General features: G+C 40.3%; 23 protein-coding genes and 2 pseudogenes. 9 read left to right on the top strand and 16 right to left on the bottom strand.

Going from position 1 to position 20,745, the window contains the following annotated elements; translation table 11 throughout:
* Positions 1–145 precede the first annotated feature (145 nt).
* The 3 genes and pseudogenes from ADH81_RS06710 to ADH81_RS06700 form a co-directional block, all read right to left on the bottom strand.
* Positions 146–289, bottom strand: a pseudogene (locus ADH81_RS06710) (aldo/keto reductase family oxidoreductase); the annotation flags it as partial.
* A gap of 104 nt (positions 290–393) precedes the next feature.
* The gene (locus ADH81_RS06705; protein WP_049527481.1) at positions 394–1,593 is read right to left on the bottom strand and encodes an ABC transporter permease; all 1,200 of its coding nucleotides are present in this window, start codon (positions 1,591–1,593) and stop codon (positions 394–396) included.
* On the bottom strand, positions 1,590–2,483 hold the full coding sequence (locus ADH81_RS06700; RefSeq protein WP_049527608.1) for an ABC transporter ATP-binding protein: 894 nt from the start codon (positions 2,481–2,483) through the stop codon (positions 1,590–1,592). Before ADH81_RS06700 ends, ADH81_RS06705 begins: the two co-directional genes overlap by 4 nt.
* 327 nt (positions 2,484–2,810) lie before the next feature.
* Between ADH81_RS06700 and ADH81_RS06695 the strand changes: the two genes are divergently transcribed.
* A complete protein-coding gene (locus ADH81_RS06695) occupies positions 2,811–3,716 on the top strand; it encodes an alpha/beta fold hydrolase (RefSeq protein WP_049527479.1) in 906 nt (301 codons plus the stop codon).
* Positions 3,717–3,835: 119 nt separating this feature from the next.
* Here ADH81_RS06695 and pheT read toward each other — a convergent pair whose 3' ends face one another.
* The 6 genes from pheT to ADH81_RS06665 form a co-directional block, all read right to left on the bottom strand.
* The gene (gene pheT / locus ADH81_RS06690; protein WP_049527477.1) at positions 3,836–6,241 is read right to left on the bottom strand and encodes a phenylalanine--tRNA ligase subunit beta; all 2,406 of its coding nucleotides are present in this window, start codon (positions 6,239–6,241) and stop codon (positions 3,836–3,838) included.
* Between the two features lie 77 nt (positions 6,242–6,318).
* Positions 6,319–6,828, bottom strand: coding sequence for a GNAT family N-acetyltransferase (locus tag ADH81_RS06685; RefSeq protein WP_049527474.1), 510 nt, complete (start codon positions 6,826–6,828; stop codon positions 6,319–6,321).
* Positions 6,828–7,874 (bottom strand): phenylalanine--tRNA ligase subunit alpha, encoded by a 1,047-nt coding sequence (gene pheS, locus ADH81_RS06680; protein ID WP_049527472.1) that lies wholly within the window; start codon positions 7,872–7,874, stop codon positions 6,828–6,830. Before pheS ends, ADH81_RS06685 begins: the two co-directional genes overlap by 1 nt.
* A 277-nt stretch (positions 7,875–8,151) precedes the next feature.
* Complete coding sequence (gene ldcB, locus ADH81_RS06675; RefSeq protein WP_049527469.1) at positions 8,152–8,868, bottom strand: LD-carboxypeptidase LdcB/DacB; 717 nt, start codon at positions 8,866–8,868, stop codon at positions 8,152–8,154.
* Between the two features lie 11 nt (positions 8,869–8,879).
* Entirely contained in the window at positions 8,880–9,341 is a 462-nt protein-coding gene (locus tag ADH81_RS06670) for an HIT family protein (protein WP_049527466.1), read from the bottom strand.
* 1 nt (position 9,342) lies between these two features.
* Positions 9,343–10,380 (bottom strand): M42 family metallopeptidase, encoded by a 1,038-nt coding sequence (locus ADH81_RS06665; protein ID WP_049527606.1) that lies wholly within the window; start codon positions 10,378–10,380, stop codon positions 9,343–9,345.
* Between the two features lie 134 nt (positions 10,381–10,514).
* Here ADH81_RS06665 and ADH81_RS06660 point away from each other — a divergent pair, with 134 nt between their 5' ends.
* A complete protein-coding gene (locus ADH81_RS06660) occupies positions 10,515–11,051 on the top strand; it encodes a DUF1307 domain-containing protein (RefSeq protein WP_049502908.1) in 537 nt (178 codons plus the stop codon).
* 46 nt (positions 11,052–11,097) lie between these two features.
* Here ADH81_RS06660 and brnQ read toward each other — a convergent pair whose 3' ends face one another.
* From brnQ to ADH81_RS06630, 6 genes and pseudogenes are all read right to left on the bottom strand, one after another.
* A complete protein-coding gene (gene brnQ / locus ADH81_RS06655) occupies positions 11,098–12,423 on the bottom strand; it encodes a branched-chain amino acid transport system II carrier protein (RefSeq protein ID WP_049527463.1) in 1,326 nt (441 codons plus the stop codon).
* Between the two features lie 166 nt (positions 12,424–12,589).
* On the bottom strand, positions 12,590–12,871 hold the full coding sequence (locus tag ADH81_RS06650) for a rhodanese-like domain-containing protein (protein ID WP_049527460.1): 282 nt from the start codon (positions 12,869–12,871) through the stop codon (positions 12,590–12,592).
* 21 nt (positions 12,872–12,892) lie between these two features.
* Positions 12,893–13,350, bottom strand: a pseudogene (locus ADH81_RS06645) (prolyl-tRNA synthetase associated domain-containing protein).
* A gap of 12 nt (positions 13,351–13,362) precedes the next feature.
* Positions 13,363–13,947, bottom strand: coding sequence for a uracil-DNA glycosylase family protein (locus ADH81_RS06640; RefSeq protein WP_049527456.1), 585 nt, complete (start codon positions 13,945–13,947; stop codon positions 13,363–13,365).
* Positions 13,948–13,997: 50 nt separating this feature from the next.
* Positions 13,998–15,398, bottom strand: a complete 1,401-nt coding sequence (gene pepV, locus ADH81_RS06635) for a dipeptidase PepV (RefSeq protein ID WP_049527454.1) — start codon at positions 15,396–15,398, stop codon at positions 13,998–14,000.
* Positions 15,399–15,407: 9 nt separating this feature from the next.
* Entirely contained in the window at positions 15,408–16,013 is a 606-nt protein-coding gene (locus ADH81_RS06630) for a nitroreductase family protein (protein WP_000670142.1), read from the bottom strand.
* Positions 16,014–16,235: 222 nt separating this feature from the next.
* Between ADH81_RS06630 and ADH81_RS06625 the strand changes: the two genes are divergently transcribed.
* Positions 16,236–17,045, top strand: a complete 810-nt coding sequence (locus tag ADH81_RS06625; RefSeq protein ID WP_049527452.1) for an amino acid ABC transporter substrate-binding protein — start codon at positions 16,236–16,238, stop codon at positions 17,043–17,045.
* Between the two features lie 64 nt (positions 17,046–17,109).
* On the opposite strand, the gene ADH81_RS06620 is transcribed toward ADH81_RS06625, so the two are convergent.
* Positions 17,110–17,943, bottom strand: a complete 834-nt coding sequence (locus ADH81_RS06620; RefSeq protein ID WP_049527449.1) for a metallophosphoesterase family protein — start codon at positions 17,941–17,943, stop codon at positions 17,110–17,112.
* A 217-nt stretch (positions 17,944–18,160) separates the two neighbouring features.
* Here ADH81_RS06620 and ADH81_RS06615 point away from each other — a divergent pair, with 217 nt between their 5' ends.
* From ADH81_RS06615 to ADH81_RS06590, 6 genes are read left to right on the top strand one after another with little or no spacing between them, the layout of a single operon-like run.
* Positions 18,161–18,355: a helix-turn-helix transcriptional regulator gene (locus ADH81_RS06615; RefSeq protein WP_006152985.1), complete on the top strand. Its 195-nt coding sequence runs from the start codon at positions 18,161–18,163 to the stop codon at positions 18,353–18,355.
* A 14-nt stretch (positions 18,356–18,369) separates the two neighbouring features.
* Complete coding sequence (locus ADH81_RS10785) at positions 18,370–18,912, top strand: DUF3278 domain-containing protein (protein WP_080979289.1); 543 nt, start codon at positions 18,370–18,372, stop codon at positions 18,910–18,912.
* A gap of 10 nt (positions 18,913–18,922) precedes the next feature.
* Complete coding sequence (locus ADH81_RS06605; RefSeq protein ID WP_049527447.1) at positions 18,923–19,258, top strand: hypothetical protein; 336 nt, start codon at positions 18,923–18,925, stop codon at positions 19,256–19,258.
* Positions 19,259–19,284: 26 nt separating this feature from the next.
* Complete coding sequence (locus tag ADH81_RS06600; RefSeq protein WP_049527444.1) at positions 19,285–19,827, top strand: DUF3278 domain-containing protein; 543 nt, start codon at positions 19,285–19,287, stop codon at positions 19,825–19,827.
* A gap of 10 nt (positions 19,828–19,837) precedes the next feature.
* Entirely contained in the window at positions 19,838–20,179 is a 342-nt protein-coding gene (locus ADH81_RS06595; protein ID WP_049527442.1) for a hypothetical protein, read from the top strand.
* A gap of 12 nt (positions 20,180–20,191) precedes the next feature.
* A complete protein-coding gene (locus ADH81_RS06590) occupies positions 20,192–20,731 on the top strand; it encodes a DUF3278 domain-containing protein (RefSeq protein WP_049527441.1) in 540 nt (179 codons plus the stop codon).
* Positions 20,732–20,745 lie beyond the last annotated feature (14 nt).

Raw genomic sequence — 20,745 nt, 5'->3', positions numbered from 1 at the left:
TAACAAAGAAAACTTGTCAAGAAAAATCTGTAAAGCATAGAACAATAAAACCAGCCCACTGATATAAGTAACGTCTGGTCTACTAAATCTAGTCCCGAAGATTCGAACGGTGCTTGAAAACTTTACCCAGCAGGACCTCACACTAGCCATAGATATCCGCTAGGTCAAAGGTGTTGATACCAATCGACAAGACCACCCCCACCTCATCTTCACTCATCTGGCTTATCAGCATCATCCCAAGGACAATGATTAATAAACACTCATTTTCAGCAACATCAATATAGTTCATGTCCTCCTCCTTTTCATACTTCTTTCATTGTAAGGTAAAGAAGACCACACAGCAATGATTTCGCAAAGCAAAAACACCTCCAGCATCTACTGAAGGTATCTCTTTTAACGATAGCTTAAAGCTCGTTTAAAGGTTTTCCAAATTCCTAAATCATCCGTTTGAAGAACCAAACTAGCATACATACGTCCAATAAAAGCTGTTGCAGTAACTGCAAAAATAACCGTTATAGCAAGCGAAATCCAAGCTTCTAGTCCATTTGCATAACCATTGATAGCTCTGAAAGGCATAAAGAAGGTTGAGACGAATGGAATGTAAGAACCGATTTTCAAGATTAAATTATCACCAGAAGTTCCTAATACAGTTACCCCAATGAAACCTACCATAATCAAAAGCATCAAAGGCGATAAGGCCTTACCAGAATCTTCAGGTCGCGAAACCATAGAACCTAAGAAGGCAGCCAAGACCACATACATAAAGAGACTAACCAAGACAAACAACAAGGTATTGATCGAAAAGGCTTCTCCCAAGTGATTTAGAATACCTGAATTTGCCAAGATAGGCATATCCTTAAAGAAGAAAATAGCTCCAAGACCACCTACAACATAAATACCAATATGAGTCAAAATGACTAGAAGTAAGGCAATCATGCGGGCGTAGAAATAATGGCTAGCACGAATGCTTGAGAAGACCACTTCCATGATTTTGGTTCCTTTTTCACTAGCTACCTCTTGAGCAGTGACACTAGCATAAGTAATCAAAATCATATAGAGGAAGAAACCTAGTCCTGCAGCCGCAAAGGTTTGGACCATCTTTTTATTTTCCTTGGCTTCATCAATCTGTTCTGTGAATTGAACTGTTTGAGCCAAGCGTTTTTCCTGTTCCTGAGACAAATTTGCTTCTGAACGGTTGAGTTGGGATTGGAGTTCATTCAACTTAGAGGTCACTGCTAACTTAATGCCGCTCTCTAGTGAAGTTTCACCATGATAGACTGCCTTGAGGACACTATTCTCTTGGTCAATAATCAGATAGCCTTTTATTTTCTCATCCTTGATAGCGGCTTGAGCACTTACTTCATCATTATAGTCAAAGTTAAGACCATTGGTCGATTTAAGTTCTTCTGTAACAAGAGGAACAGAACTAACTACTGCTACCTTACTATTTTGAGCCAAGGAAGAACCTTGGAGAACACCAATTCCTCCAGATAGACCTAAAAAAAGGAAAGGCGAAATCACCATAAAGAAGAAACTCCAAGACTTGACATGTCTTAGATAGGTTTCTTTGATTACAACCCACATATTTCTCATACTTCCACCCCTGATTCTAATTTAAAGATTTCATCGATTGTTGGAGCTTGTTGATCAAAAGTCGCGATATATTGACCTTGAGTCAAGATTGGGAAGAGTTCTCTACCTGCACTTTCATCATCTAAAATCAACTTCCAGCTACCTTGCTTGGTCAAGCTAACCTGTTTGACATGAGGAAGGATCTCCAGTTCTTCCTTGCTTCGGTCACTAGAAACAAAAAGTCGTGTTTTGCCATATTGATTGCGGACCTCTTGAACCGGTCCATGCAAGACCACACGTCCATCTCGAATCATGAGGATATCATCACAAAGTTCTTCGACATTGGTCATGACATGGTCAGAAAAGATAATGGTCGCGCCACGTTCTTTTTCTTTCAAGATAACCCGCTTAAGAAGTTCTGTATTAACTGGATCCAAGCCACTAAAAGGCTCATCTAGGATAATCAAATCTGGTTCATGAATCAAAGTGATAATCAACTGAATCTTCTGTTGATTTCCTTTTGAGAGACTTTTGATCTTGTCCGTCAGTTTCCCCTTGACTTCCAGTTTTTCCATCCATTGAGGGAGTTTTTCTTTGATTTCCTTAGCGTCCATGCCTTTTAGGGTCGCCAAGTAACGAACTTGTTCAAGGACTGTCAATTTAGGCATAAGACTGCGTTCTTCAGGGAGATAACCAATGCGAGCATAGGTCTCCTGACGAATGTCTTGACCATCAAGCTCAATCTCCCCTTGATAGTCTAAAAATTTCAAAATACTGTGAAAAATAGTTGTTTTCCCAGCTCCATTTTTCCCGACTAGTCCCAAAATACGCCCTGGTCGTGCTTGAAAGTCAACACCAAACAAAACTTGCTTAGGCCCAAAACTTTTCTCTAGATTTCTTACTTCGAGCATCATCCACCTCCGAAATTTATTGCACTCATTATACTCCTTTTTGATAGCATTTACAATGATTTATGTACATTTTTAAATCTTGATTTCAAGAAGGATATTTACTGGATAAGGACTTTATTGGCTCATCACCAAGCATTTTAGTCCTCCAGCTTTTAAGTGATAAATTTATTATACTCATTTCTTGATAAATCCGTTGGCTATGTCCTCAAATGTCCATTTTTAGTCCTGAATTGTTACTACCAATCTTCATCATTCTGCCTAGCTTATTGTACTATTTTATGGTATATTTTTGATAGACTATAGATTATCATAGGCAAGGAATCTGATATGAAAAAAAGACTTAAACTCGAACCAAACAACAATAACTTAATCATTTGGGAAGCTGAACAACCAAAAGCCATTCTTCAGCTTGTACATGGAATGGTAGAATACGTGGAACGATATGAAGAATTTGCTCTAGCCATGAATAACGAAGGCTTTACTGTTATCGGCCATGATCATCTCGGCCACGGCTATACTGCTCAAAATCCAAGTCAACTCGGAGTCTTTCCTGAATCTCCCGAGGAACTCATCGATGATATTGAAAGAGTGACCTCTTTTATTCAAGAAAGCTATCCAGAACTTCCAATCATCCTTCTAGGGCATTCTATGGGTTCTCTTATGTGTCGCTATTATGTAGCTAAGCGAAAACCACCTATCAATGCCTTAATTATCATGGCGACTGGTCAACAACCTCAATTTCTGACTAGTTTCGCTCTCATCCTAACAGAATGCATCCGACTTATAAAAGGGGATAAACACCGTAGTAAACTCCTGACCTATCTATCAACTGATAGTTTTAATCGAACTATTAAAAATCCTAAAACATCTGTCGATTGGCTCTCAAAAAATGAAGAATCCAACCAAGCTTATCTGAAGGATCCATTCTGTCAATTCATACCTACTATTCCTATGTACAAAGCCATTTTTTACTTTTCTAACCAAGTAGCGAGTAAACAAGTGATTGATGAGATCCCAGCCCAACTTCCTATTCTCGTTATTTCAGGACAAGAAGACCCTCTAGGTGAAAATGGCAAAGGTATAGAGAGATTTGTAAAACTCCTAAAGGCTTCACATTCGAAAGTAAGCCTCCGATTAGTTGAAGAGGCTCGTCACGAAATTCTAAACGAGAATAATCGAAACGATACCTATCACTTCATAGCTGATTGGATGACAAAAAACATCGATGTCTGATTTTCTTGTAACAGTATTAAAAAGGAGTTATTTCCCCGTCAATTTGATTCAATCATCAGGCTAAAGCTTGATGATTTTTTCTACTAAAAAATCCATCCCTAAGGATGGATTTTAGACTGTTAACGCACTTCTGCATTCACTTTTTCTTCGAGTGATGCTTGAATTTTTTCCATGTAGCGTGCGACTTCTTCATCAGTCAAGCTATCTTCTGGATTTTGGAAGGTCAAGCTATAAGCCATTGACTTCATACCAAGTCCTAGTTTTTCGCCTGAGAAAACGTCAAAGAGTTTGATATCTGTCAATCGTTTCACGCCTGCAGCCTGGATAGCATCTACAACTTCTTGGTGAGTGACTTCTGCCTTGAGGAGAAGGGCGATATCACGGCTCACCGCTGGGAATTTGGTGATTTCCACAAATGGAGCGGCTGGTTGAAGAGCTGTTTCAATAGCTGAAAGGTTGAGCTCTGCTACATAAGTTTCTGGAATATCGTAAGCCTTGGCTGTAACAGGATGTACTTGACCGAGGAAACCAAGGACTTGGTCACCGAGTGAGATCAAGGCTGTACGTCCTGGGTGAAGACTAGCAATTTCAGAAGTTGCTGTATAAGTCACTTCAAGACCCAAGCGAGCAAAGAGAGCTTCCAAAATTCCCTTAGCATAGAAGAAGTCAACAGGAACTGCTGCTGTTTGGAAGTCTTTTTCAGCGACTAAGCCAGTCAAGGCAAAGGCAAAGCTGTTAATCTCATTTGGAAGTTCTTCTTTTGGATTTCCTGTTTGTTCGAAAACTTTTCCAATCTCATAAAGAGCCAAGTTTTTATTCTTACGTGCTACGTTGTAGGCAACTGTATCCAAAATACCTGAAACCATATTTTGACGGAGAACTGAACGGTCCACAGTCATTGGCCACATCAATTCTGTCAAATGACTTGGTCGAATCGTAAACTCAACTGCTTTTTCAGGAGTTGTAAGAGCATAGGTGATGATTTCTGTCAATCCAGCACCTTCAGCAATGGTACGAACTTGACGACGAAGTTTTTGTGTCGCAGTCAATTCACCTGCTGTCCCATCGTCTTTTGGAAGACTAGTTGGCAAGCGATCATAGCCATAGATACGAGCGATTTCTTCAAAGAGGTCCGCTTCGATAGTGATATCCCAACGACGACGAGGGACGCTGACAGTGAAGGCTTCTGCATTTCCAGAAAGACCGAAGCCAAGGCGACGGAAGACATCTTCAACATCAGCAAATGAAAGCTCTGTACCGAGGACACGGTTGACGTCAGCAAGAGTTGAAGAAACTTCCACATCAGAAGTGTCAAGCTCACCTGCTGAAACAATCCCCTTACGTACCGTTGCACCTGCAAGCTCTGCAATCATGCTGGCTGCCGCATCAAGGGCTTCATTAACTGTTGCCAAGTTGATGCCTTTTTCAAAGCGAGAAGAAGATTCAGAACGAAGGTTAAGGCGACCGCTGGTCTTACGGATAGATTTGCCATTGAAGACAGCAGCTTCAAGGACGACACGATTAGATTTTTCAGAGATTTCTGTAGCCTGACCACCCATAACACCTGCAAGAGCAACTGGTTTGTCTGCGACAGTGATCACTAAGTCATTTGTTTCCAACTCACGTTCTTCACCGTCCAAGGTCACCAATTTCTCACCAGCACGAGCCTCACGCACACGGATCTCGCTTCCTTCAAAGGTATCCAAGTCAAAGGCATGCATAGGCTGACCAAAGTAAAGCAAGATATAGTTGGTTACGTCAACTACATTGTTAATCGGACGGATGCCTTCATTCATGAGAAGATTTTGCAACCATTGTGGACTTGGTGCAATGGTCACATTATCCAAGATACGAGCGGCATAGTAAGGCGCCTTGTCTGTCTCAATGCTGACAGAAAGAGCATCTGCTGCAGATTCATTGGTTTCTGTTAAACTGAATTCTTTAAAGTTGACTGCCTTGTCATAGATGGCTGCCACTTCATGAGCGACTCCACGCATAGAAAGAGCGTCCGCACGGTTAGGGGTGATGGAAAGTTCGATAATTTCATCATCCAAGTCGAGGTAAGAGAAGACTTCATCTCCTGGAACGGCATCTTGAGGCAAGATTTGGATCCCATCTGCAAATTCTTTCGGTACAACTGAGTCAGAAATACCCAATTCACCAAGTGAGCAGATCATTCCAAGTGACTCTAAGCCACGGATTTTTCCTTTTTTGATTTTGTAGTTATCAGCAATGCGAGCACCTGGAAGAGCCACCATAACCTTGATACCTGCACGCACATTTGGTGCTCCACAGACGATTTGACGGGCTTCTTCTTCGCCAACGTTAACCTGACAAACATGGAGGTGAGTTTCTGGCACATCTTCGCAGGACAAGACCTCACCGACAACAATTTTTGAGAGACCAGCAGCAGGTGATTCGACACCTTCGACCTCGATCCCTGTGGTTGACATTTTTTCAGCCAACTCTTGTGATGGCACATCAATGTCCACCAATTCTTTTAACCATTTGTATGATACTAACATAATTTAGTTTTCCAGAATGACCGTTGCCACTCTAGTTTTTTTCCTTTCCTATCATTTCATATAGAAGAATCATCTTCTTACCTTAATTTCTTTTTCAGTAACCAATCCGTATCTATCTTTTGCCCAACCATAAAACTATGTTGGCTAAATTTTTCAAAACCATATCGATTATAAAATGCTTGAGCTTTTGTATTATGCTCCCAAACACCTAGCCAAGCCCAGGAAAAACCATTGTTTTCGGCAAGTTCCAAAGCGAATTCAAATAGTTGCTTACCAAGTCCAAATCCTTGGTATGTTTGTAGCACATAGAGACGTTGAATTTCAAAAGCGTTCTCTAATTCTCTCTCGGTTTGAGCATTCCCCCAGTTGACTTTGAGAAAACCAGCTATCTCCTCTTCATGCATGATGAAATAGGTCGCTGATTCAGGATTTTCCAACTCAGCTGTCAAAACTCTCAGACTATAAGCCTCTTCAAAGTATTCCTGTAACTGCTCTTCCGTATTATCATGAGCAAATGTTTCACGAAAGGTTTGTTTGGCAATCTGGGACAACACCCCAACATCTGCTTTTTCTACTTTTCTAATCATTATTTAAACTGTTCTGAGAAGCGGACATCTCCTTGGTAGAAACCACGGATATCGTTGATTCCGTAGCGAAGCATAGCTACACGCTCTTGACCAAGACCAAAGGCAAAACCAGAGTAAACAGTTGCATCGATGCCACTCATCTCAAGGACACGTGGGTGAACCATACCGGCACCCATAATCTCGATCCAACCTGTTTTCTTACATACGTTACAGCCGTCACCTCCACACTTGAAGCATGAAACGTCAACTTCAACAGATGGCTCTGTGAACGGGAAGTAAGATGGACGCAAACGGATTTGACGCTCTTCACCAAACATTTTTTGCACAATCAACTGAAGCGTTCCTTGAAGGTCAGCCATAGAGATATTTTTCCCGACAACCAAGCCTTCGATTTGATGGAATTGGTGACTGTGGGTCGCATCGTCAGTATCACGACGGAATACACGTCCTGGTGAGATCATCTTCAAAGGACCATTAGAGAAGTCATGGGCATCCATCGCACGCGCCTGAACTGGAGATGTGTGGGTACGGAGCAAGATTTCTTCTGTGATGTAGAAAGTGTCCTGCATATCACGGGCTGGGTGGTCTTTTGGAAGGTTCATACGTTCAAAGTTGTAGTAGTCTTGCTCAACTTCAAATCCATCCACAACTTGGTAACCCATACCGATGAAAATATCTTCAATTTCTTCACTAGTTTGTGTAAGAACGTGACGGTGACCAGTCGCAACTGGACGACCTGGAAGTGTCACATCGATGCTTTCACTTGCTAATTGAGCTTCCACTTTCTTTTCTTCCAAGAGCTTAGCTGTTTCTTCAAAGGCAGCTGTTAGGACGTCACGAGCCTCATTTACGTGTTTTCCGATAACAGGGCGCATTTCAGCTGATACATCCTTCATCCCTTTGAGGATTTCAGTTAGTGACCCTTTTTTACCAAGGACAGAAACACGCAATTCTTGCATCTCTTTTTCATTTTCAGCAGTAATCTGCTTCAAGCTAGCTAGCGTTTCTTCACGAAGCGCTTTTAATTGTTCTTCAATAGTTGACATAATTCCTCCATCAGTCTCTCGTAAGATAAAAAGAAAACCACATGCCAAAAACTCCATTCGGAGCGTTGACACGCGGTACCATCCGTTTTCATCTGACAAGTCAGACCTTTATTTCTGAATCCATAGGCAAGTGAATTCACCCAGCTTTCATATAGAGAGCTTTCAGTCACGGCTCTCCTCCCTGATATACTTCCCCTGAGATACTAGTCTTGCAGATTCCTATTTAATTATTATTCATTTTATCAAATTTTAAGTAATCTTGCAAGATGTTTTGCGACTAATCAACATAGTCTCCACCTTCAAAGCCGTAATACTCTTCCAAACTGAGGCCACTTGCTGCAATTTCTTTGGCTTCTTTGCCAACATAGCGAAGGTGCCATTCCTCAGCCATATAACCCGTCTCCTTTTCCTTACCTTTTAGATAACGAACAACAAAGCCATAGTCTGCAGCATGGTCCAATAGCCATTGGGCAGCCTTTTCTTCTGTCACTAAGTTTCCATTTGTTCCTATTAGGTCAAAGGCAAGCCCAGTTTGGTGTTCACTATAGCCAGGTCTTGCAGAATAGCGGTCAGCCTCAGCCTTGCCATCTTGGTTGACATAATCCTGATACAGTTTAACCTGAGTTTCATAACTTCTAAACCCACTATAGTGGTCGCTAATCGGGAATCCTGCTTGCTGCATTGCTGCAATGAGTTTTAACAGTTCTGCCTTTGCGGTAGGATTTTCTCCAGGATTGTAATCTTTTAACATAGGATAATGCTTATTAGCCACAACAATCTCATCGTACTTGCCTTGAATACTGTAGTGATCTCCTTTGTCTACTACTTCTGCCTTCTTTTGGCTAGCTTCCTGAGACTTACTTCCCGCGGTTCCTTCTTGTACAGTTGATTGCTCTGCAGAAGACTTGGCCTCTGTAGTTGTTGATTTTTCTTGTGAACAAGCTACCAATGTCAAGGCTAATAATCCTGATAAGATAAGGTATCTTTTTTTCATCTGTTATCCTTTCATTTAATCATCTGGTTTAAAGTCTCAGATAATCTTGCAATCAAGTCTTCTAATTTATTTCCCTTAACCTGATATTCTTCAGCAATCATTTCTTCCCATGGAACCCACCAGACTGGACCACGTCCATTAAGACCGTGTCCCTTCATATCACCCTCTCGTCTAGGGAAAATATGCCAGTGGACATGGGCATCTCCATTGCCAAGCAACTCTACATTCATCTTTTCAGCAGAAAAAGCCTTAGAGACAGCTTCCTGAACCAGACTCATTTCCTCTAAAAATTGAAGTCTGACACTTGGATCTAGATGATGTAATTCTGTGACATGTTCCTTGGCTAAGAATAGAGTGTAGCCCTCAAAATACTGGTGGTCTCCGATGACAACATAGCCTGTTTCCAGTTCTTTTACAAAGTAGGGATTGTCACCAGACTTGATGAGTTCAATTCGATCACAAATCAAGCACATCTCAGTCCACCAACTCACTCTTGAGATAAGCATCCACCATACGCTCAGTAGCCACTACAGAGTCAATATGAGTACGCTCATAAGAATGGCTTGACTCAATACCTGCTCCTAGAAGAGCGTGCTTAACCTCTGCTCCAGCTGACATCGCTGCAGAGGCATCTGAACCATAAAATGGATAGATATCTAGTTTGAATGGAATGTCTTGCTCTTTTGCGAGAGCTACCAAGTGTTGACGAAATTCATAGTGGTAAGGACCAGAAGCATCTTTAACACAGATAGATACTGTGTACTCGTCTGTCTGCTGATCATCTCCCATTGCTCCCATATCCACAGCTAGATATTCGACAACTTGACTAGGGATGCTTGAGTTAGCACCATGCCCCACTTCTTCAAAGACTGAAAAGGCAAAATGCGTAGTGACAGGAAGTTCAATTCCTTCTTCTTTGTAGACTTTGAGGAGATGAAGGAGAATAGCTGCGCTGACCTTGTCATCCAAATGACGAGACTTGATAAAGCCTGTCTCAGTCACGACAGTTCGTGGGTCAAAGCTGATAAAATCACCAACCTCGATACCGAGTGCGCGTGTTTCTTTTTCATTGGTCACTTTTTCATCCAAACGAACTTCCATATTGTCCTGTGTACGTTCCGCAGTTCCAGCATCTTTGTAAACGTGACAAGAAGTTTGGTGGATCAAAATCGTACCTGATACGGTTTTACCTGTGCTAGCTACATGGACCGTGCAGTTTTCACCTTCAATCATATTCCAAGGGTAGCCACCAATACGGTCCATCTTGAGACGGCCGTCTGGTTTAACAGCGCGAACGATAGCTCCCAAGGTATCCACATGGGCAGTTACATAGCGTTGCTGCTCATTATTTTTACCTTTAACAGTAACGTTAACCCCACCTTTAGCAGTACGGACAGGTTGATAGCCTAGTTTTTCAAGCGTCTCAACTAAATAATTCGTAATTTCACGCGTAAAACCTGTTGGTGACGCAATAGCAGTTAGTTCTTTGATATATTCTACAGTTTGATTCATTTTTTCACCTCTTGTTACCATTATATCACTTTTCCCATCGTAGTATGTGCAAAAAAGAAAAACTTAAAATACTTTGATTTTAAAATTAATCTATGGTAAAATTAAGTAAAGCGTTATGATGAAAGGAATACAAAATGAACAAATATTTCAAAACGACACTTTTCTTAGCCTTGCCTTTGGTATTCTTGTTGGGATGTTCAAAACAATCTTCAACCACTTCTTCTAGCTCTTCTACACCAGAAACGACTGAGGTAAAAACTTCTGAATCTAGTACTACTGAAAAGAAATCAGAATTAAAAACTGCTACCTTTGTGAACGATTCTCAGCCTGGTGTCGTATCAACCTTAACATATACGGTTGACGGTGATAATGTTGTCAAACAAACTGCTCATAATGTAGCTGACCCTGAAGTCCTCAATAATACTGCAGATGCTGTAAAAAGTATTCTTGAAGAAACCTACAAAGGCTATAAGGGACTCAAAGGGGTAACCTTCTCAATCGAAGTTAAAGATGGTAAAGTCGTTCAAGATCTTGAAATCGATCTTTCAGTTGCAAGCATTGACGAACTTAGAAAAGCTTTACCAGAAGAATACTCAGGCGTTGGAAAAAACGTAAGTTTTAAAGCCTCTAAGAAAATGTTAACAGACCTTGGTTATACAGAAAAAAACTAAGCAACTAAGACTAAATAGAAAAAAACTTGGCCGATGCCAAGTTTTTTTATTCCATTTCAAAAGCTTCACTTTCTTGTTTATTTGGAAGAACAAGAGAAAGTAGAATACCGATAATAGCTGGTACCAACCATGGCAGAGAAGCCTCCGCAAATGGTAGAGCGTTCACGATATTTGCAAGGATCTCAACTTTAAAAGTAGATCCTAAAACACTTGCAATAGCAATGGCTGTGACAATACCAACCGTTAATTGCATTCCTGGTTTTGAAAGAGCAACAAACTTGTTCACAATCACAATCATGACAATGGCAATCGTAATTGGGTACAAAATAACGAGAACTGGCACAGAGTACTTAATAATAGCACTCAAACCAAGATTTGCAATGGCAAAACCAATCAAGGTAAAGACTGTCGCATAAATCTTGTAGCTGACTTGTGGGAAACGTCCGTTAAAGAACTCGGCAGTTGATACAATCAACCCTACAGTCGTTGTAAAGCAAGTAACAGTTACCATAGCCGCAAGGAAAAGCTGAGCAGTAGAACCAAAGATTTCTTGAGTCGCTTGAGACAAGATATAAACTCCCGGAGTTCCACTCTTCATTGCTTCTTCTGTTACTGGGAAATGATTGCCCAAGAAACCTAGACCGATGTAAAGAGCACTAAATCCGAGTGCTACAACGATTCCAACCACCCAGATGGTTGAAATGTACTCTTTCTTGTTTGAAAAACCAAGTTGTTTCAAGGTTTGTACTGCAATAACACTGAAGGCAACCGAAGCAAGCGCGTCAAGTGTGTTGTATCCTTCTAAGAAACCAGCTCCAAAGGCGGAAGCTTGATAAACTCCTGAAGCTGCTTGTGGTGCGTTCCCACCATACTTGAAAGCTCCAAGGATAACCAGAATAACAATTAAGATGGCAAAAACTGGAGTCAAGACTCGACCGATACGATCCAAGATTTTTGAAGGATTCAAGGAGATTAGGTATGCAGCTACAAAGTATAGAATGGTGAAGACAATCAAACCTAAACCTTTATCTGCTTGATCTAATAGCGGACTAATACCCACTTCAAATGATGTCGTTGCTGTACGTGGAATGGCAAAGAATGGACCAATCGACAAGTACAAAGCTGCAAGATAAATTGTCGCAAACCATGGTGAAATTTTCTTAGAAATTTCATAGATATAGCCCTTTGGATTAAGGGTTCCAATGATTAAGGTTAGGACGGCAATCCCAACACCTGAAAATACAAATCCTGCAATGGCAGGAAGGAAGTTTTCTCCAGACTGTGCGCCTAGAGTTGGAGGGAAAATCAAGTTACCTGCTCCAAAAAATATTCCAAACAGGAGTAATCCTGTTAAAGCACCTTTTTTAGCCATAAACTCTCCTTATTAAAAATAAAATACTTTCTTAGTATAACATGATTAAAGGCTAGAAAAGGCTATCACGAAACAATTCTGAAATGTTTTCAATTTTCCGAATTTTAATGCAAAAAAATCCTTCGAAGCCTTCCTATTTTTTTAAAGGTTTCGAAGGAAATTTTTCTTATTCAAAGGCATCCATGCCACCTTGGACATTGACAACCTTATAGCCTTGTTCTGCTAAAAATTGGCAGGCACGTGCGGAACGTATTCCTGATTTACAAATCACATAGTAAGGCTGGGCTTTATCTAGTTGATCATAAGTATCTGCCAGTTGACTCAGAGGGTAATTAAGAACACCTTCTAAATGAAGAGCCTCAAATTCCTCTACTTCTCTAACGTCCAATACAGAAAGCGACTCTTTCTGATAAAGCTGGTAAAAATCGTTAAATTTAATTTCGTTCATCATTTCTCCTTTATAATGGCATTAAGGTAAGATTACTATCTCATAGGTAAATCCAATCGACTCTAAAAATCGAAACAAGTCTTGGGTTTTAATAAAAATCGTTTTTTCATTTGTATTAGGGTGGAAGGTCATGACATCCTCTGATACGATCTCCTTATCAAAATAAACATGAATGTCTTTCTCTTCATTATTTAACAAACCAAAAGGTGATACTATTCCTGTGAGGCCATGCGGATCCGATTAGCTCCCACTTGAACTTTAAAATCATCCATATCCAATGGTTTCTTGTCATCCATGATGAGCAAATAGTACTGGGTTTTCTTTTTGTTGGTCAAAAACATAGACTTGGTTCGAACCCCTTCCAGGCCTTCAATATAGCTATCTGCCTGCTCTGTCGAGAATGCAGGTGGATGATCCACCACATCATAGGTAATTCCCAACTCTTGTAACTTATTAGCTACTTGTTGATAGGCATCCATCCTTTTTCTCCTTTATTGATGAATAATCTTTTGTACCAATGCTTGTAATTCTGGAACCACTTCTGCCTCAAACCAAGGATTTTTTTTCATCCAGATTTGATTGCGTGGTGAAGGATGCACCAGAGGGAAATAATCAGGCAAATAATCCTTGAACCGATGCACACGGTCTGTCACCTTACCACTAACTTTCTCATGTAGATAGTAGGCTTGGGCATACTGCCCAATCAAGAGTGTTAATTGAATATCTGGTAACTCCTTCAAGAGTTTTGGATGCCATTTTTCTGCAAAACCTGGACGAGGTGGCAGGTCACCCGATTTCCCATGACCTGGAAAGTAGAAATCCATGGGCATGACTGCAAAGTAACCTGAGTTATAAAAGGTGTCTTCATCCACACCCAACCATTCTCGCAAGCGGTCCCCACTTTTATCCTTCCAGTATAGCCCTGCTTCTTGGGTTTTGAGACCAGGTGCCTGGCCAATGATATTGATACGAGCTGTTTTTGGTGCTGCAAAGAGTGGCTCGATGCCTTGCTCAGTATAGCTGGCATTCTGTGAATCCTCTATGATAGCTTGCTTGATTCTTTCGATTTGAGACATTTTCTCCTCCAAAAAGAAGTCTAAGCATTAAATCTCAGACTTCTATAGCATTATTTGATCAATTCGTAAATAGCTTCAGCGTAGATAGCTGCTGCACGGAAAAGATCGTCCAAGGCGATAAATTCGTTGGCTTGGTGCATAGTATCGATAGAATCTGGGAACATAGCACCGTAGGCTACACCACGCTCTAACAAACGTCCAAATGTTCCACCACCGATAACTTGTTCGTGACCTTGAAGACCTGTTTGTTTTTCATAAACATTCAACAAGGTTTGAACGAGTGGATCTTCCATTGGTACGTAGTGAGGAGTATGCCCATGTTCAGAAAGGCTAACTGAAGCAACTGGCAAGGTTTCAAGAACTGACTTGATTTGCTCTGGGCTTGTTCCTTTTGGATAACGGAAGTTAAGGGCAATAGTGTTGTCAGCACTTGCTTCGTCGAAGCAGAAGACACCAGCATTCATAGAAAGAGCACCCATCTTTTCATCCACATGAGCTACTTTCAAGTTCTTGCCTTCGTGGTCGTTCAAAAGAATCTTACCAGCAATGTCGAGGTAGTCTTTTGCAGGTCCTTCGAAGGCAAATTGACTGAGGAAGAGGGCAAGGTAAGTCGCACCATTGACACCTGAAGCAGGCATAGCACCATGAGCTGATTTACCAATTACAGTTACCTTGTACTGACCGTTCTCTTCTTGGATTTCTCCTCTGAGTTTGTGCTCTGCAACAAAAGCGTCTAGCTTAGCTTGCAAGTCAGCTAAGTCACCTGAAACGACTGCAGTTGCTGATTCAGGAACCATGTTTTCACGCAATCCACCTGTAAAGCTGTGAAAACGAGCTGCACCAGTATTTTCACCAGCAAAGTGAAGGTATTCAGTGATATTTCCCTTTTCACCATTGATGATAGGGAATTCAGCATCTGGAGAGAAACCAAAGTCTGGTTTTGCAAGTCCTACATGCTCAAAGTAGTAGTCCATATCTGCCCAACCTGATTCTTCGTCTGTTCCCACGATGAAACGAACTTTCTTAGAAGTTGGAAGACCCAATTCTTTGATGATTTTCAAACCATAGTAACAAGCTGTAGTTGGTCCCTTATCGTCAGAAGCACCACGCGCATAAAGACGACCATCTTTGATAGTTGGAGTGTAAGGGTCAGTATCCCAACCGCTACCAGCTGGCACTACGTCCATGTGAGCAAAGATTCCGAGAACTTCTTCTCCTTCACCAAACTCAAAATGTCCTGCATAATTGTCGACATTCTTTGTTGGGTAGCCATCACGGTCTGCGATTTCAAGGAATTTCTCCAAGGCTTTTACTGGCCCAGGTCCAAATGGATGCTCAGCATCTGCCTTGCTGTCATCACGTTCTGAGTTGATTTCCAAAAGGCTAAACAAGTCAGCCAAGAGGTCTTCTTTACGTTTTTCTACTTCTGCTGTAAAATCAATAACTGTCATTTTTTCTTCCTATCTTTTTTCGATAATTTCATCTACTGGCAAGCGATAGCTTGGTTCCAACTTCTCATCTGTGTATCCCACTGTAATCAAGAGCTCTGGACGGAAGCGTTCTTCGATTTCCAAGACTTCATTGACTTTTGATTTGTCAAAACCAAGGATAATGTTTGATCCGATTCCTTGGTCAGTCAAAGCAAGGACCAAGTTCATCGCAACCAATCCTGCATTAAGAGCCAAGTAGTCACTGACTTGTTGTTCGTTGTAACGCGCAAACTCTGCTGGAAGATTTTTCAAGAAGTATTGCAGTTGCTCTTCTGAGAAATTGTTGGCACCACCAGTACGGGCAATCTTGCGAGCACGTTTAGCTAAGTCTGTATCTGTAAACAAGGCAATGGTTACAGGTGCAGATGCTACTTGCTCAAAGTTTGAACCGTAAGCCAATTTTGCTAGTTCAGCATTTCTTTCACGAACCACGACGAATTTCCAAGGCTGACTGTTGTGAGCGCTTGGTGCCAAGGTTGCGATTTCGATAGCTGTACGAACATCCTTCGGATCGACAGGTTTATCAATAAAATGCTTGGTCGCATGACGTTTTTTATTTAACTCAAGAAATTTCATAATTGATTTCCTTTTCTATTTCTATTGCTTCCATTTTACCACATTCTGAAAGAGCTTGCAGAGTTTTTTCATTAGTGAAACAAATTATCTTTTTTCTTACTTGAGTTGTTTACTACAAAACTGGAAATTATAATATTTCTCTATCACTTCCATAAAAAATATATATTGGATATCTGATTGATTGTCTGGTAAGCTAGATACCATTAAGTAAAGAAGACTCTCATGAAAAAATTATTCTTATTATTTGCTATTAGTCCCTTGTTGGTCGCCTGTGGACAATCTAAACAGGATAGTGCTTCTACTTCCACTGCTAGTCCTAAAACCATTGTTGTAGCAACTGCTGGAGACATCCCACCTTTTGATTTTGAAAAAGATGGTAATTTGACCGGATATGATGTTGAGGTGTTAAAAGCAGTCGATGAAAAACTGAACCAATACAAGATTGAATTTCAAAAAACAGCTTGGGAAAGTATCTTCCCTGGAGTGGATGCTGGCCGTTACCAAGCTGCTGCCAACAACTTGAGCTATACCAAAGAGAGAGCCGACAAATACCTCTACTCATTACCTATCGCTAAAAACCCTTTGGTGCTTGTAAGCAGAAAAGACAAGGCTCTTACTTCTCTACAAGACATCGCTGGTAAAACAACCCAGGATGACACAGGAACTTCAACTGCCAAGGTTGTTACAGACTGGAATCAAAGCCACTCCGACAATCCTGCAACCATCCAATACTCTGGTGAAGATGTCGCTAAACGTCTGACTGATCTCGCCAATGGTGAATTTGATTTCCTAATCTTTGACAAAATCTCTGTGCAAAAGATTATCCAAGACCGAGGTTTAGACTTGAACGTGGTTGGCTTGGAAAGCAATGACAATCCAAACAATTACATCATCTTTTCAAGTGACCAAAAAGAATTTAAAGACCAATTTGACAAGGTCCTCAAAGAACTCTACCAAGATGGAACCCTTGAAAAACTCAGCAAAACCTATCTCGGTGGTTCTTACCTACCAGATCAATCTCAATTACAATAAGATATATTAAAAACGATTGGCTAGTCCAATCGTTTTATTTAGTATTCGTTCGTTAAAGCAACTCTTACAAAAAATCAAAATAATTCTTCACATCCTCCACATAGCCATGCTTTTCATTTAGGATAGCAAGTAATTCCCTATTATGTCCTTGATAGTTGTCCTCACGTCGTAATTCTTCATACATTTCGATAAAAGGAAGACCTTTGGTCTTGGCTGATTCTAGCTCTGCTTCATAATCATAAGCAACTTTTCGAAATTGGATATTGACTAATTCACCATTTTCAACTTCAAGTAAGGCATACTGAGCTCGGTGATTTTTCAGCCCATTCCAGTCAAAATAAGGCATACCAATCGAACCTGGATTGATGATTTGTTGCCCTTGACTACCATAACGCAAAAGCTGTTTATGGACATGTCCATAGACGGCTACATCTGTAGCTTCATCAAGTAGCTGGTCAAATTTTTCTGTACCATTTTCGACCAGCAAATCACCACCGTAATTTTTCTCAGGTAAATTATGAGAAAGAGAAAAACGCAAGCCTTCAACTTCTTTCTTGGCTACCATAGGTAGATTCCTCAACCAATCAATTTGCTCTGGGTTTAGGCGCTCCATCAAATACTGAGTCATCCTGAGAAGCTGAATTTCTTGAGGATCCTCTAAACCATATTGCCCATCTAAAGCCTCTAAAACACAATCATCCCAGTTTCCTCGAACGGATGCTGTAAGGGGTAGGCCTTTCAAAAGAGCCACCAAGTCATTTGCTCCCGGCCCAGGAAGAAAAATATCTCCCAAAAGCCAATATTCAGTCGCTCCCAAATTTTTAGCGTCCTCAAGTACTCCAGCTAAGGCCGTCGTGTTGCCATGTATGTCTGATAAAATTGCAATCTTATGGTTCATTTTCTGCTCTTTCTTTAGTGGATAGCTTTCGGTTTATTCAATCCACTCTTATATTTTTTACTTTTCTTTATTATAGCATAAAATCGCTAGAAGATTTTTACATAGAAATATTATCACCAAGATTCTTTTAAAAATATGTCAAAAATAGTTGACATTATGTTCTTAAAAGAATATACTATAGTCAAATATATGTGACATAAACTATAAAGGAGGAAGCATGAATCGCGTAAAAGAATTCCGCAAGGAACTGGGAAAGTCCCAACTCGAACTTGCCAAGGATATCGGTGTCTCTAGACAAACCATTAATATGATTGAAAACGACAAGTACAATCCTACCCTGGAACTCTGTCTCAATCTCGCTCGAAGCCTCCAAACTGACCTCAACAGTCTCTTTTGGGAGGACGATTTTTAAAAAGGAGAAGAAAAATGAAAAAAGAACCCCTCAATGAAAAACTGATCAAACGTATCTATGGCATTTCAGGTCCCCTTGATGAACACAAACGGCGCGAAGCTGAGCACATCGGAAATAAAATCTTTATGATTCTCTTTTACCTCATGACTTTAGGCAATCTTATTCCCTTTGTCCTTGCTTTTAGATATCCCCAAGTAGTCGCTTTTGGATATCCAATCATTATCTTTCTAATTTCCATGGTTTGTTCTATCTATGTCACTAGTCAAACTACAAAAACTGGTATTGCTGCTATTGATCCTGACGTGTTGAACCAGAAAGAAAAGAAACAGTTACGTAATCCTGGTCTTAAAGCTGGTCTTGGCTATGGAATAGCCATGTTGTTTGGAATGCCACTTCTCGATATCCTAATGGATGATAGCAAGAGCTATCTTACCTCTCTTCTGAATACCAGAGGTATCTTGTCGACCATCGTTGCAGCCTTCTTTTTCGGATTAACAGTGCATATTGTCGTAACACTTCGGATTCAAAAAGCCAAGGAAGATCAAGACGACGAATAGGAGAAAGCTTATGAAATCACTAGTAACTTTACTTACCTATCATCTTTTGTTTGCTTCACTGCTCATCTTCATCATCGTTTCAGGGAACTTGCCAATATACGATATAGTCCTCCTTCCAGTCTTTGTTCCAGCACTCAACAAAGGATTGACTTACCTAAAGATCGACTTTCAAAAAACGCGCATACTCAACTTAGCACTATTCTTTATGATTCTATCCTTTCTATCCTTGCCACAACTGACGGTTATTTCAAGCGATTGGAAATATTATTTACTATTCACTATCGCTACCCTTTCTTCTATCACTTATCTTTATTATCTCTATCAATTCGTAAAAGAAACAAAATAACATCGTTCATTTAGGAGAAATCACCCATGAAAAAAGAACCCCTCTATGAAAAACTAATCAAACGTATCTATGGCATTTCAGGTCCTCTTGATGAACACAAACGGCGCGAAGCTGAACACATCGGAAATAAAGTCTTTATGATTCTCTTTTACCTCATGACTCTAGGCAATTTCATCCCCTTTGTTCTTGCCTATAAATATCCCCAAATGGTCGCTTTCGGATATCCAATCATTATTTTTCTGATTTCCTTGGTTTGTTCTTTCTATGTCACTACTCAAACTAAAAAAACTGGTATTGCTGCTATCGATCCTGATATGTTGAGCCAGAAGGAAAAGAAACAGTTACGTAATCCTGGCCTTAAAGCTGGTCTGGTTTATGGAATAGCCATGTTCTTTGGAATGCCACTTCTCAATATCCTAATGGATGATAGCAAGAGCTATCTTACCGCTCTTCTGAATACCAGAAGTATCTTGTCAACCATCGTTGCAGCCTTCTTTTTCGGATTAACAGTGCATATTGTCATCACTCTTCGTATTCAAAAAGCTAGAGAAGATCAAGACGACGATTAGGAGGAAACTTATGAAATCACTACAAACTTTAATTCTCAGCCATATTTTGATCAGTATCTTTGTGACAGTTTTCCTAGTTTATGGCCAAATTACGCGTCCTTTTCTGATCATCTTCCTCTTAGCCATTCCTGTCTTGAACAAAGGACAAAGATTTCAGAAAATTAAATCAAAAAAAAGACGCCTCTTAAACGCATCTCTCTGCTTTATCCTCGTATCACTCCCACAACTGATAACGAGTTCTATGGATTGGAGATATCTACTATTTCTAACCATCTGTATCGTTTTTAGTCTAGTCTACTTCTATACTCTCTATCAACTCTTTAAAGAAGTTAATCAAAAACAAGGTTATTAAGAGGTCCCTACCATGAAAAAAGAAGACTTAACAACTCGCTTACTTCGAAATTTCTTTCATATACAAGGGCCTTTTGATGAATGCCGTCAAGAGGTTATCTACAAGGCTTGCGCCCGTTCCATGGTCCAAATCTTTTACTCTTCCTTCATTCTCTTCCTATTCTATATTTTGTTCGGACGCTTTATAGAAATTGTTCGAAATGTTATGCCCTACATCTATTTTGGACTCATTTGGTTCATGAGTATAAAAGCTCAAAGAGCCGTCCAAGAGCTTCATCTTGAAAAGGATGACAAATCAGAAATCATCTACAAAACCTACAGCAAACACCAAATAAAAGTTCGTAGTTGGTTGGTATTTATAAGTATCGAGATTGGCTTATTTGCCCTGCTACTCTTTCATAAACTCTTCGTTCAGCAGATGCCCCTGTCAACTTTCTTGGAAAAAATCATTCAAACAGAGATAATGGTCCCCTTACTTGTCTTTGGTCTTAGTATTGGAGCAATCTTCGGGACTATGGTCTACAGCTTCCTATCACTACATAAGGAAAAGTAAGAAACTGCTTGGAT

It is taken from the genome of Streptococcus pseudopneumoniae (assembly GCF_001072925.1).
In the GTDB taxonomy this organism is placed as follows: Bacteria; Bacillota; Bacilli; order Lactobacillales; family Streptococcaceae; genus Streptococcus; species Streptococcus pseudopneumoniae_Q.
This window is presented reverse-complemented; position numbering and strand designations above follow the sequence as displayed.